This window comes from Nocardioides sp. (assembly GCF_016462705.1).
Classification (GTDB): domain Bacteria; phylum Actinomycetota; class Actinomycetes; order Propionibacteriales; family Nocardioidaceae; genus Nocardioides.
Genome location: NZ_JAEMSS010000128.1, coordinates 1 through 12,479 on the forward strand (window position 1 = coordinate 1; position 12,479 = coordinate 12,479).

The 12,479-nt window shown below is 71.9% G+C and carries 14 protein-coding genes; 6 read left to right on the forward strand and 8 right to left on the reverse strand.

Going from position 1 to position 12,479, the window contains the following annotated elements:
* On the forward strand, window positions 1–694 hold a 694-nt coding region (locus JHD21_RS15430), incomplete at its 5' end, for a sugar phosphate nucleotidyltransferase (RefSeq protein ID WP_292676999.1).
* 1 nt (window position 695) lies between these two features.
* Here JHD21_RS15430 and JHD21_RS15435 read toward each other — a convergent pair.
* Entirely contained in the window at window positions 696–1,271 is a 576-nt protein-coding gene (locus tag JHD21_RS15435) for a mismatch-specific DNA-glycosylase (RefSeq protein ID WP_292677001.1), read from the reverse strand.
* Between the two features lie 70 nt (window positions 1,272–1,341).
* On the opposite strand from JHD21_RS15435, the gene JHD21_RS15440 reads away from it, so the two are divergent.
* The gene (locus tag JHD21_RS15440) at window positions 1,342–1,812 is read left to right on the forward strand and encodes a hypothetical protein (protein ID WP_292677003.1); all 471 of its coding nucleotides are present in this window, start codon (window positions 1,342–1,344) and stop codon (window positions 1,810–1,812) included.
* A gap of 2 nt (window positions 1,813–1,814) precedes the next feature.
* Here JHD21_RS15440 and JHD21_RS15445 read toward each other — a convergent pair whose 3' ends face one another.
* The 4 genes from JHD21_RS15445 to JHD21_RS15460 all read right to left on the reverse strand — a co-directional run bounded on the left by JHD21_RS15445 (window position 1,815) and on the right by JHD21_RS15460 (window position 6,449).
* Window positions 1,815–3,113, reverse strand: a complete 1,299-nt coding sequence (locus JHD21_RS15445; protein ID WP_292677004.1) for a phosphodiester glycosidase family protein — start codon at window positions 3,111–3,113, stop codon at window positions 1,815–1,817.
* 24 nt (window positions 3,114–3,137) lie between these two features.
* Complete coding sequence (locus JHD21_RS15450; protein WP_292677007.1) at window positions 3,138–4,700, reverse strand: CocE/NonD family hydrolase; 1,563 nt, start codon at window positions 4,698–4,700, stop codon at window positions 3,138–3,140.
* Between the two features lie 111 nt (window positions 4,701–4,811).
* Window positions 4,812–5,684: a matrixin family metalloprotease gene (locus JHD21_RS15455; RefSeq protein WP_292677009.1), complete on the reverse strand. Its 873-nt coding sequence runs from the start codon at window positions 5,682–5,684 to the stop codon at window positions 4,812–4,814.
* A 33-nt stretch (window positions 5,685–5,717) separates the two neighbouring features.
* Complete coding sequence (locus JHD21_RS15460; RefSeq protein ID WP_292677011.1) at window positions 5,718–6,449, reverse strand: matrixin family metalloprotease; 732 nt, start codon at window positions 6,447–6,449, stop codon at window positions 5,718–5,720.
* 28 nt (window positions 6,450–6,477) lie between these two features.
* Here JHD21_RS15460 and JHD21_RS15465 point away from each other — a divergent pair, with 28 nt between their 5' ends.
* Window positions 6,478–7,110 carry a DUF6318 family protein gene (locus tag JHD21_RS15465; RefSeq protein WP_292677013.1) on the forward strand — a complete coding sequence of 211 codons (633 nt, stop codon included), beginning with the start codon at window positions 6,478–6,480 and terminating at the stop codon, window positions 7,108–7,110.
* Between the two features lie 212 nt (window positions 7,111–7,322).
* Window positions 7,323–7,835, forward strand: a complete 513-nt coding sequence (locus JHD21_RS15470) for a hypothetical protein (protein WP_292677015.1) — start codon at window positions 7,323–7,325, stop codon at window positions 7,833–7,835.
* 48 nt (window positions 7,836–7,883) lie between these two features.
* Here JHD21_RS15470 and JHD21_RS15475 read toward each other — a convergent pair whose 3' ends face one another.
* The gene (locus JHD21_RS15475; protein WP_292677017.1) at window positions 7,884–8,852 is read right to left on the reverse strand and encodes a hypothetical protein; all 969 of its coding nucleotides are present in this window, start codon (window positions 8,850–8,852) and stop codon (window positions 7,884–7,886) included.
* 80 nt (window positions 8,853–8,932) lie between these two features.
* On the opposite strand from JHD21_RS15475, the gene JHD21_RS15480 reads away from it, so the two are divergent.
* Window positions 8,933–10,114, forward strand: coding sequence for a site-specific DNA-methyltransferase (locus JHD21_RS15480; protein WP_292677018.1), 1,182 nt, complete (start codon window positions 8,933–8,935; stop codon window positions 10,112–10,114).
* A 5-nt stretch (window positions 10,115–10,119) separates the two neighbouring features.
* Here the strand turns inward: JHD21_RS15480 and JHD21_RS15485 are convergent, their stop codons facing one another.
* A complete protein-coding gene (locus tag JHD21_RS15485) occupies window positions 10,120–10,983 on the reverse strand; it encodes a LysR family transcriptional regulator (protein ID WP_292677020.1) in 864 nt (287 codons plus the stop codon).
* Window positions 10,984–11,066: 83 nt separating this feature from the next.
* Here JHD21_RS15485 and JHD21_RS15490 point away from each other — a divergent pair, with 83 nt between their 5' ends.
* A complete protein-coding gene (locus JHD21_RS15490) occupies window positions 11,067–11,948 on the forward strand; it encodes an EamA family transporter (protein ID WP_292677022.1) in 882 nt (293 codons plus the stop codon).
* Window positions 11,949–11,955: 7 nt separating this feature from the next.
* Here the strand turns inward: JHD21_RS15490 and JHD21_RS15495 are convergent.
* Window positions 11,956–12,479: WS/DGAT domain-containing protein (locus JHD21_RS15495; protein WP_292677024.1), on the reverse strand; the 524-nt coding region annotated here is incomplete at its 5' end.

The following is a 12,479-nucleotide window of genomic DNA, read 5'->3' on the forward strand; positions in this document are numbered from 1 at the left end:
CACCCACCCGGTCGGCCTGCCCGACAGCCCCGGCGAGGTGCTGGCGAGCATGGGCAACTACGTCTTCGACGCGGACGCGCTGGTCGAGGCGGTCACCCGCGACTCCGAGACGCAGGGCTCGAAGCACGACATGGGCGGCGACATCGTGCCGTCGTTCGTACGCCGCGCGCAGGCCGGCGTCTACGACTACAAGGACAACCACGTCCCCGGGTCGACCGACCGGGACCGGGACTACTGGCGCGACGTCGGGACGCTGGCGTCGTACCACGCCGCGCACATGGACGTCGTCTCACCGCTGCCGGAGTTCAACCTCTACAACTTCGAGTGGCCGATCTACACCTCCTACGGCCCCCAGCCGCCGGCCAAGCTGGTCCGGGGTGCCGACGGCACCACCGCCCGCGTCGACGCGGCGGTCCTGTCGCCCGGCGTGGTCGTCACGGGCGGCTCGGTCGACCACTCGGTGCTCTCGCCCTCGGTCCGGGTCGAGTCGGGCGCGACGGTGGAGGGGTCGGTGCTGCTCAACGGCGTCAAGGTCGGCGAGGGGGCGCACGTCCGCAACGCGATCCTGGACAAGAACGTCGTGGTCCCGCCCGGCGCCACGGTCGGCGTGGACCACGCGGCCGACCAGGCCCGCGGGTTCGTCGTCCAGGACGGGCTGACCGTGCTCGGCAAGGACCAGCCGTTCCCGGTCTGATCTACAGCACTCCGGCGGCCCGCGCGGCCTCGGCGTACGCCGTCGCCAGCGATTCCACGGTCTCGTGGGCGTTGAGGCCGCTCGGGTTGGGCACCACCCACAGCTCGGCGCCGGCCAGCGGCTCGGGCTGGCGGCCGGTCACCGCCCGCCGGTACCCGAACGCCGTCCGGTAGGCCGTGACGCCCAGGACGGCGACGACCTTCGGCCGGGTCCGGGCGATGGTCTCCACGAGCCGCCGGCCACCCTGGCGGAGCTCCTCGTCCGACAGCTCGTCGGCCCGGGCCGTGGCGCGCCGGACGACGTTGGTGATCCCGATGCCGCGCGAGCGGAAGTACTCCCGCTCCGCGTCGGTCATGCCCTCGCCCGCGTCGATCGGCCGGTCGATGATCCCGGCCTGCAGGAGAGCGGGGTAGAAGCGGTTGCCGCGGCGCGCGAAGTGGGTCTGCACGGCCGCGGTCCACAGGCCCGGGTTGATCCCGACGAACAGGAGCCGGAGCGGCTGGTCCGGGGCGGGCAGCAGGTCCGGCACCTCGGCGTCGTAGAACGCCTCGAGCTCGGCGCGGGTGAAGCGAGGCACCCGGCCAGCCAACCACGCGGGCTCACCAAGGCAGCCGGAACCCGGCCGGTTGGGCTACCGTCCCAGGATCATGCTCACGACACCGCGCAGGGCTCTCGGAGTGTTCGCCCTCCTCGGGTCGCTCGTCCTGGCCGGGTGCGGCGACGAGACGCCCGGCGAGGCCGACGACGAGCCCCGCGGGCCGATCGACTTCGAGCTCGTCGAGATGGTCACCGAGACCGCCGTCGGCGGGATGATCTCGCCGGGCGCGGTCCCCCTGGCGGACGTGAGCGCGGTCCAGCAGTTCAGCGGCCAGTTCGAGAAGGACCGGATGCAGACCCGGCTCGTCCAGCTGGTCGACGAGCTCGTCGTGCCGGACGACCAGGCGGCGTACGCCGCGGTCGTCGCGATCGGCTGCGATGCGCCCACCGAGGTGACGGTGACCAGCACCGACACCGGCATCCTCATCGAGGCGGTCAAGCCGACCACCAAGCCGGTCCAGTGCCTGGCGCCGATGACCAGCGTCGCGGTCGTCCTGGTGGACGAGTCCGTCGTCGGCTGACGCTAGGGCGCGGGCGGCGGCACGGGGGTCACCGGCGGCGGCGTGGCCGTCGGGTCGTAGAGGACCTCGAGGCCGTTGGGCACCCACCGCTGGCGGCCGTCCGAGGGCGAGTTGAGGACCTTGACCTTGCCGTCGGGCTGTTGCGCGACCATCGTCGACGAGCCGCCGCCGTCGAGGTTGAGCGCCTCGTCCGCGCCGAGGTACTCCATGAGGGTGGCGGTCTCCACCATCGTGTAGCCCCGACTGTGGGACTGCCTGCCGTCGATCACCAGCAGGAAGATGACGCCGGTGTCGTAGTCGATGCCGACCGCGGTCCTCGGGTGCATCTCGCGGTCGTCCCGGGCCTTGCGCTCGCCGTCCCGGATGAGGAACACGTTGCCGGTGATGGCCATCTGGGGCCGCGGGTCGACGCGTGCCTTGATGGTGAGGCGGGTGCCCTTCTTGAGCCGCCGCAGCTGCTTGGCGCCCTCGCCCCGGCCGATCAGGATCTTGCCGCGCACCGGGAGCGACTTGGGGAACTTCGTGTAGCGCTCGGTCACGACGCCGTTCTTGACGACGAGCATCCGGACGTCCTTCTTCTGCCCGTCGGTGACCTGGTAGCGCTTCAGCTCGCCCCACTTGTCGGTGTAGAGCCCGATCCCGCCCTGGCGCACCGACGGGGCGTTGACCGTCGGGATCTCGATCTCCGGGTACTGCTTGATCCGGCCGGTCGCGTAGAGGAAGTCGATGTCGGGCTGCCCGTCCCGCTTGATGAAGAACGCGCAGTTCCAGCCGCTCGCGACGCCGTGCAGCAGCTTGCGCTGCCGGTCGCGTCCGACGCCCAGGGGAGCCCCGGTGTCGCCGATGTCGAAGAAGTCACCGTTGACCCCGGCGATCGCCTGGTCGGCGAGCACGGTGTCGAGCAGCGGCGCGGTGGAGGCGATCTTGGGGCGCCCGGCGTAGTCGAGGCTGATCCCGGGAGTGTTGTACTCGATGCGGAGCAGGTGCCCGCGCACCGGTCCCCGTGCGTCGCTGAGGTCGAACCGCTCGAACGACACGCCGGGGGCGACCTGCCAGCCGGCCAGCGTGGTCCACGTCCAGGACTCCGGACCGCGCTGGGTGACCGGGACCCACGGGGCGATCTCGCCGGGCACGCCGTCCGAGGTCTGGGGCGCGCGCTGCCGGTCGGGAGCGGCCGGGTGCACGCGGGGCTGCTGTGGGTCGCCCGCCGCCGGTGCCGGCAACAGGGTCGACCCGACGAGGGCGGCGGAGATCGCCGCGATGCCCAGCGTCGTACGAACTCTCCGAGAACTCAGCGTCACCACACGAGGGTAGGTCGTGGGGGGCTAGACCACCGGGAGATGCAGGATCGTGTTGTCCAAGGTCAGGAGCCCGGGCGTGCGGCTGCCCATGGTCAGGAACGTCTCGCTCGTGGGGCTGGCGATGAGGAAGAGGGACTGCCCGGCCGGCACCTCCACGGCGACCGACGGGAGCTTCACCCGACGCTTGGCGCCGGTGACCGGCGTGGCCTCCCGGAGCGGGAGGACGTTGTTCTGGACGAGCGTCGCGTCCAGCGGCGAGGTGCCGACCGCGAGGCCCAGGAAGGCCCGCGCCTCGGGTCCGACGGAGGTCACGTCCGCGGTGAGGTACGACGACCCGGCGACCGTGATCGGACCCCGGGCGACCTCGGTGGCCACGGCCGGTCCGGCGGGCCCGGTCTGGGCGACGACGGTGCCGAGGTCGACCGCCGTGTCCGGCTGGATCCTGCGCACGCTCACGCAGCCGCTGTCCCGGGTGGCCAGGTGCAGGCGGCCGTAGCCCTTGAGCTTGGTCTTGCGGCCCTTGAGCTGCTCGTCGAAGAACCGCAGGGTCAGCGCCTCGAAGTCGCCGCCGGCCAGCTTCTGGCTGCACGGGTCGGAGGTGACGTTGATGCCCTGGGGGTAGACCGACGGCAGCACGTGGCCGCCGTTGTAGCCCACGAAGATGCTGCGCTTGCGGGCCTTCCGGCCCAGCGCGAACCGCCAGTTGCGGAGCCCCTGCTCGGCCGGGAACAGGGTGTCGGTCATGCCCTGGCCGAGGAGCACCGGCACGGTGATCCGGCGGCCCTGGCGCACGTGGTGGCGGGGGCCGTTCTTCCGGAAGAACTCGGTCAGGTCCTCGGTGCCCGGCACCGACCCGTCCGGCCAGGTGCCGGTGGCCGCGCCCTCGACGAGCGCCTTGTAGATCTTCGGCGGGAGCGCGTCGGTCGGCAGGGCGGCCGCGCTCAGCGCCAGCGCCCACTCGGTGCGGACGACGCCCTCGGGGGCGAGGCTCTGCGACAGGTCGTGCCAGGTGATCTCGGGAGCCAGCGCGTCGAAGACCTGGCGGCCCTGGACCCGGATCTCCTCGAACGCGCCGAGGAACTGGTAGCCCCCGCCGTAGCTCCCCCCGATCGCCCCGAGCCGAGGGTCGCCCGGGCGGTCCTTCTCGACCCACGGCAGCCTGCTGACCAGCCGGACCAGCGCGCGCACGTCGTGGCCCTCGTAGTCGGGGTTCATGACCTGCGCCTTGCCGCCGCTCTCGCCGAAGCCGCGCTGGTCGAAGGAGAGCACGCCGTAGCCGGCGTCGGTGAACCGCTTGACGTCGGCGGGGTCCGTGGTGCGCGAGCCGCCCCAGCCGTGGCTGTGCAGGATCATCGGCACCTGGTGCTTGCGGGTCGCCCGGGCCGGCTTGAACAGCGAGTAGCAGATCTCCACGGGGGCGGCCGAGTCCGGGCCCGGCACGCTGGTGAGGCAGGCGTTGGTCACGGTGACCGCCGGCGCGGCCGCGGTGCTCGCCGGGATGCTCGCTGCGGTGCCGGGCAGCACGGCGAGCGTGCCCGCGAGGGCGGTGGCCAGGCCGGCAGAGGCGAGGGCGAAGCGCGACGTCATGAGGTCCCCGGGGTCGGTGGCGAAGGCGTGTGGCGAAGGAGTGTTACTGACGGGTTAACTGCCCAGCCGCGACCAGGTCACGGCCCCGGTCCTCCACGTGCTGCCGCGCGGTCAGCCGCAGGGGATGTCGTGGAGCTCCTGGAACCCGGCCCGGTCGCCGTCGCCGAACCCGCGCTGCCCGACGTACGACGCGTGCATGAGCTGGTTGGCGTCGTCGAAGTGGTCGAGCCCGAGCACGTGCCCCAGCTCGTGCGCCAGGATCAGCTTGGCGGCGACGTAGCGCCCGGTGCCGCGCATCCGCTGGTACTCCTCCTCGTCGAGGACCACGACGCCCGTGACGTAGCGGGTCTCGCCGTTGCTGGTCACCGCGCTGGCGCCCCCGATGCCGACGGTGTCGCCGTCGAGCTTGGGCACCTCGGTGGGCGTGGCCCAGTCGATGAGGACCGGCAGCCCACCTCGGGCGTCGTCCTGGCGGCGGTCGGCCCAGCTGTCCTTGCTGGTGCCCTCGTAGTCGAACTGGAACCCGCTGGCGTCCTCGACCTCGGAGATCGCGTCCTCGACCAGGTCCTCCCAGTTCTCGGGTGCCCCGTCGGGGTTGACGACGTAGTGGATCGGCTTGCAGGCGTCCCAGGAGACCGGCAGGCCGTTGGGCTCCTCCGCGATGAAGGCGTACGACTCCTCACCGCCCATCAGCCCGTCGACGAACTGCCGCAGCCGCTCGCCGGTCGTCGTCGGGCTCTTGAAGAAGACGAAGACCAGCAGGCAGAACACGACCAGCAGGCCGGGCATGACCGGGCCGGTCGTCCGGCGCTTGTGCCGCTCGACCCGGGGCATGCCCCGGTGCCGGGCCCGGGACGGGGGCTGGCTGGCCGGCGAGGCCCCGAGCCCGTAACGCCGGTCGAGCTCGTCGAGCTCCTCCAGCCGGCGCAGCATCTCGCGCTCCCAGCGCTGCCGCTCCCTGCGCGCGCGCCGGGACTCGTCCATGCCTAGATCCTCGCCAACCCGTCCAAGCGGGGCTCAGCCGCACGGGATGTCGTGCAGGGCCTTCAGGCCGGCGATGTCGCCCTTCCCGAGACCCGTCTGCTCGTCGAAGTAGGTGTTCATGAGCTGGCGGTCGTCGTTGACGTGGTCGAGCCCCAGCACGTGCCCGATCTCGTGCATGAGGATGAGCTGCTGGTCCCGGGTCGACATGGCGTCGTACGTGCGGCTGTGCGACTCGGCGTCCAGGGCGATCACGCCCGTGACCAGCCGGGGGAGCCCCCTGACCTCGAGGACCGCGCCGCCGCCGAGCCCCACCGTGTCGCCCTGGAGACCGTGCAACCGCCCCTGGCTCGACCAGATGACGAGGACCGGCTCGCCGCGGGTGCCGCGGGGGTCGAAGGTGCCGGCGAGCGTCCGGTTGGCGGTCTCGCCGGCGTCGAGGAAGACGAAGCCGCTGTTCGCGGCCATCTCGTCGAACGCGCCGTCGACCAGCTCGCGCCAGTTGCCAGGAGCACCCTCGGGGTTGACCTGGTAGCGGATCGCCGTGCAGTGGTCCCAGCTGACCGGGTCGCCGTCGCTGGTCGTGTGCATGTAGGCGTAGCTGCCGCGGCCGCCGTCGAGCACGGCGCAGAACGTGAGCCCGCAGACCAGCAGGACCAGACCCAGCACGACCCGGACGACGATCCTGCGGACCTTGCTGCGCGGCCGGGCCACCAGGGGCGGGGGTGGCAGCAGGGACGTCGAGGTCTCCCCGGCCATCTCCCCCATGCGACGAGTATCGGTTCCCGATCCGTGCGTGTCCGGTCATCCACAGATCTCGGCCGAGGCGTTCTCAGCCGCGCCGGGAGTCGGTACTTTCGGATCGTCGGCTTTCTCGGGGAAGGACGTGCTCGTGGCCCGACTACGCGCACTCGTGGTGGCTCTGGTCCTCACCACGCTGGTCGCCTGCGAGGACGAGCCGAGCCCCGACATCGCCGACCCGACGCCGTCCTCCTCGGCGCCCAGCCCCAGCGAGAGCGCGTCGAGCCCTACCTCCTCGCCGACGGTCGAGGAGTTGTCGCCGGAGGAGACGGTGCGGGCGTGGGTGGATGCGAGGAACCAGGCGCTGCAGGACGGGGACACCGGGCAGGTTCGCGCGCTCACAGATCCAACGTGTGAGGGCTGCATTGGGCTCATCGAGAGCATCGAGGAGGTGTACGAGGCCGGCGGCGAGTACCGGACCAAGGGCTGGCGAATCAAGTCAATGAAGAGCAAAGGTGCTGCGTCACGGCCAACCGTCGACGCAGCGATGGTCATTGCCGGTGGGTCAACGATCAATGCCGCCGGTGAGGCCCCAGTGGCGTATCCACCCGACCGCCGCATCGTCGTCTTCAAGCTGCATGCTGCCAACGGCGCACTGGTCATCGACTTCGTGGGGTTCCTGTCGTGAGGGCCCCTGTCCTCGTGCTCATGCTGTCATGCGCAGGCATCGTGGTTGTTCCCAGTGCTGCTGAAGCAAGCTGCCAATGGACCACGGTTACGGAACTTCTAGACGGCCATGTTCAGACGCATGTGGTGCAGGTGTGCTCCCAGGACGACGTCCAGAGTGTGGCCACAATCGACGTGCCTCCGCCGACCGACTTTGACCTCGACTCAATCTGTGTGCAGACCGCCATCTCGCTCGGGACAGACCCCTTCACCTTCTGCGATATCCCTCCCGAGGACGCGGCGGACGTCATCACGCCGGGCCTCGTCGCGACGGCGTTCCGCAACATCCCCCTCCCTGCTTCCGAGCTGCAGGTGCAGCCGGCCAACGGGCGCACGCTGGTGAACTTCGCGACGAACTTCTTCACCGACACCGCGCCGTTCGACCGGACCGTGACGTTGCTCGGGCAGCGGGTCGACCTGCACATCGTGCCGAGCGGGTTCGGGTGGCGGTTCGGGGACGGGCAGGTGCTGACCACCGCGGACGCCGGGGCGCCCTACCCGGACCTGCGGATCACCCACACCTACCAGCGCAAGGGCGAGGTGGCCCCGGCGGTGGACACGACGTACACCGCGACCTACCGGGTCAATGGCGGTCCGTGGGCGGAGGTTCCCGGCAGCGTGACCGTGCCCGGCGAGCCCGTGGGCCTGGAGGTGCTGACCGCGACCCCGGTCCTCGTCGGCTACTGAGGCCGGCTCCGACAAGCGCATGGATTGCACGCACCAGGTGCGTGTAGATCATGCGCTTGTGCGATCCGGGCACTCGGGGCACGGTACGAAGGGACCCGACCATCCGCCTCGCGCGAGCAGGGTGGAGATCTGGGCGACGGTCGCGCAGCCGTCGCGGAAGACCTGGCCGTAGGTCAGGCGCACCGTTGTCAGCTCGCTCGTGACGGTCGCGGCCAGGTCGCGGCTCGCGTCCCGGTCCCGTGCGGCGGCGTTGTCGTGGAAGGGCCGACCGTCGAGCTCGACGAGGACGCCGTGGTCGCTGTGGTCGACGTCGCGGTAGGCCTTCCTGCCGGCGACCTGCGCCGGCACCTGCCGGCGGCCGACGGTGGGCAGGCCGTGCCGGCGTTCGAGGTCGAGGTAGCCGCGCTCGAGGACCGAGCAGGCGCCGGTTTCCAGGTCGGCGAGCAGCTCGAGCAGCTCTGCTCGACCGCGGACCCGCCGCCGCGATCTCAACGTCTCGGCGATGGCAGCGGCCGTCGTCGCTCGGGTCTGGCACGCGTCGGCGAACACCTGGAAGGCAGCCGCGAGATCGTTCTTGGCGGCCGCGACGTCGATCGCCGCGTGGTCGTAGGCCAGCCGGGGCGGGCTCTTGATCCACTGCACCCGCCCGTCGAACCCAGCGGTCCGGTGCACCGTGACGCCGGGCACGCGCCCGAGCGACCGGCGGTCGGACACGGCGACGTGAACCGGCCCCGACCTGCTGGGTGATGGCAGTGCGGACTCACGGGTGAGCGCGGCCGGCCAGTAGTGGAGGACCGCTGCCCACTCGCGTTGGTGCCGCGACGGCTCGCCGGTGTCGTTGATGTAGACGCCGGAATGGATGGCCACGAGCTCGCGACGTCGCACCATCCGGGCGATGTCCCGGTCGGTCCCGTGCAGCTCGAGGATCTGCCGTCGCGAGACCACGCCCGACTGCACCCAGGTCAGGAGGTGGTCGAGCGCCTCGGTGTCGAGGCGCGGCTTGGCAGGTTCGGTCACGCGGCGGAGCCTTCCCCGAGGGGAACGCCGAGCACCCGGCGTACGCGATCTGTGGACAGCCGCCCGGCTAGGTTGACCGCGTGCCACCGTGGAACACGTTCGTCGAGGGCGACAACCTCGACGTGCTGCCCACGATCGGCGCCGAGTTCGGCGAGGTCGACCTGGTCTACATCGACCCGCCGTACAACACCGGCAACGACTTTGCCTACGCCGACGACATCCGGGCCGGGGCGGGGCTGACCCGGCACGAGGCGTGGGTCGCGATGATGCGGCCGCGGCTGGTGGCGGCGCGGGACGTGATGAGCGAGCGCTCGGCGATCTGGGTGAGCATCGACGACAACGAGGCGGCGCACCTGCGGCTGCTGATGGACGAGGTGTTCGGGGAGGCCAACTTCCTGGCGCAGGTGGTGGTGAACCTCAACCCCAAGGGCCGCCAGCTGGGCAACGGGTTCGCGACCAGCCACGAGTACCTGCTGGTCTACGCCCGCGACGCCCGGCGTACGGCGCTGCACGCGAGCAGCACCGAGACCGTCGACGAGCGCGACTTCCCGCTGACCGACCCCGACGACCCGGAGGGGCGGCGCTACCGGCACCTGCCGCTGCGCAACACCAACAAGAAGTTCAACCCGGTCACCGCGCGGACCCTGCACTTCCCGGTCTGGGGTGACCCCGTGAGTGGCGCGGTCCGGACCGTGCCGTTCGAGGGGGCGGTCGAGGTGACGCCGGTGTTCGGGGACGGCACGCCGGCGGTGTGGCGCTGGAGCCGCCCGCTGATCGACGAGCGGCCCGGCGACCTGGTGTGCCGACGGATCAACGGCCGGGGCGGCGAGCGGGTCGACGTCTTCCAGAAGGACTGGCTCGACCGCGACCACCGAGGCGTCCGGCGCAAGAAGCTGCGCACCATCTGGCTGGCCGAGGAGGTGGGCTCGACCGACACGGCCGTGGCCGAGCTCAAGGAGATCGTCGGCCACGTCTTCGAGTCCCCGAAGCCGACGGGGCTGGTCCGGCGGATCCTCGGCACGATGCCGGACGACGTGCTGGTGCTGGACTTCTTCGCAGGCAGCGGCACCACCGGGCACGCCGTCGCGCTCGCCAACCTCGCCGACGGCGGCACTCGCCGGTGCGTCAGCGTCAACTCCGCCGAGCCGACCCGGGAGGGGTCCAACGCCCGCAATGCCGGCTACGCGACCGTCGCCGACATCACCCGGGCCCGGCTCCGGGCCGTCGCCGACGTCGTCGGTGGCGGGTACGCCGAGCGGTAGGCGGCTCAGGGGGAGGCGAGCCGGTCGAGCACCAGCGCGAGGGGCGGCCAGCGGTCCCGGCCGCGCCGGGTCACGGCGTACGCCCGCAGGGTGACCCGCGGGTCGGTGAGCGGCACGACCCGGACGCCGCGCCGCGAGGCCCGCCCACGGGGGAGCAGCCCGATGCCCCGCCCCGCGACGATCAGGTCGTCCACGAGCTCGAGGCTGTCGATGCGGTGGACGACCCGCGGGGTGAAGCCCGCAAGGGCGGCCAGCACCCGGACCGCCTCCTCGTCCGCGGTGTTGCGGGAGTTCACGATCCAGTCCCGGTCGGCGTACGCCGCGAACGGCGCCCGCCGCTCCGCCGCCGGGATCCCGAGGCCCCAGTCGAACGACCAGAGCTCACGCGCCTCGAACTCGCTGCGCAGCGCCGCGGGGGCCACGTTGTAGTCGTAGGTCAGGGCCAGGTCGATGTCGTCGCGGGCGAGCAGGTCGAAGGCCTCGAGCGGCTCGTGCTCGTTGATCAGCACCTGCACGCCCGGATGGCTGTCCTCCAGCTCGTCGACCACCGGCAGCAGCGAGCGCCGGATGGCGGTGGCGAACCCCGCCACCCGCACGGTGCCGGACGGCTCGGCGTCGGGGTCCAGGTCGAGCCGCGCCGCCTCGACCGCGGCCAGGATCGTCACGGCGTGCTCGGCCAGGCGGTGGCCCGCGGGGGTCAGCCGCACCCGCCGCCCGTCCGGCTCCACCAGCGGCATCCCCACCTCGCGGGCCAGGGCGGCGATCTGCTGGGAGACCGTCGAGGTCGTGGTCCCGAGCTCGTCGGCGACGGCGTGCATCGAGCCGAGCCGCGACAGCTCCAGCAGCAGCCGCAGCCGACGGACATCCATCTCCGTATTGTCCAGGATCGGTGAACGGTATGTCCAGGAATCTCACGTGGACGCGAACGGTTGTCTCCGGCTTCACTGGACGGATGAGGAGCCAGACCCGCACCGGCGCCGGCATGGCCGTCGTGTCGATGCTCTGCGTGCAGCTCGGGCTCGCCGTGTCCGTGGGCCTGATCGACCAGGTCGGCGCCGAGGGCGCCGCCTGGCTGCGGCTGTTCTGGGCAGGGGTCCTGATGGTGCTGGTGGTCCGGCCGCGGCCCGCCCAGTTCTCCCGGACCGCGCTGAGGTACGGCATCGCGCTCGGTGTGGTGACGGCCGGCGTGACGATGCTGTTCATGGCGGCCGTCTCCCGGCTGCCGCTCGGCACGGCGACCGCCATCGAGTTCCTCGGGCCGCTCGGCGTCGCCGTGTGGCGGGGCCGCGGCGGCGGCCGTCAGGTCTGGCCGCTGCTGGCCGGGCTCGGCGTCCTGCTGCTGACCCAGCCGTGGGCCGGCGGCGCCGACCCGCTGGGGGTGGCCTACGCGCTCGCGGCCGCCTGTTGCTGGGCGGCGTACATCCTGCTCACCCAGCGCGTCGGCGACGAGGTCGCCGGGCTCGGCGGGCTGGCCGTGTCGATGCCGGTCGCCGGGATCGTCGCCACCGTGGTCGCCGGGCCGAGCGTGTTCGGCCGGGTCACGCCGGAGCTCCTGCTGATCGGCGTGGGGCTCGCCGTCCTGCTGCCGGTCGTCCCGTTCGCCCTCGAGCTGCTGGCCCTGCGCCGGCTCACCACCGCCGCCTTCGGGACCCTGATGTGCCTGGAGCCGGCCTTCGCGATGCTGGTGGGACTGGTCGCACTCGGCCAGGTCCCCGACGACCTGGCCGTCGTCGGCATCGGGTTCGTCATCGCCGCGGGCATCGGCGCGGAGCGGACCGGTGCCCGGACCGTGGTCGACGAGCCGCCCCAGCGGGAGCCGGTGCTGGCCGGCTGACCGGTCCTCAGACCCCCGCGGCCTTCTCCAGGGCCGCGAGCTCGTCGTCCAGGTGGGTCAGCAGCCGCTGCAGGTGCGGCACGGTCCGCCGGCAGCCGGTGAGCCCGAACGCCATCTGGCCGTCGTACGACGTGCAGGTGATGTTGAGGGCCATCCCGTTGATCGGGATGGACAGCGGATAGGTGCCGGTGAGCCGGGCGCCGTTCCAGTAGTGGGTGGTCCGCGGCCCGGGGACGTTGCTGATGATCACGTTGTAGGGCGGCCGGATGATGCCCTGCATCCGCAGCATCGGGGTGAGGATCGCGGGCGCCTGCCCGATCGCGCTCATCGCCAGGATCTGCACCGGCGTCATCGACGACAGCGCCTGCTTGCCGTCCTTCATCGACCGGTGGATGCTCGCGAGCCGCTGGGCCGGGTCGTCCTGGTCGGTCGCCATCTGCACCATGACCGCGCCGACGGCGTTGCCGCCCTCGGAGGAGGCGACCTGGGACTGCTTGGCGTTGAGGCCGACCGGCACCATCGCGACCAGCG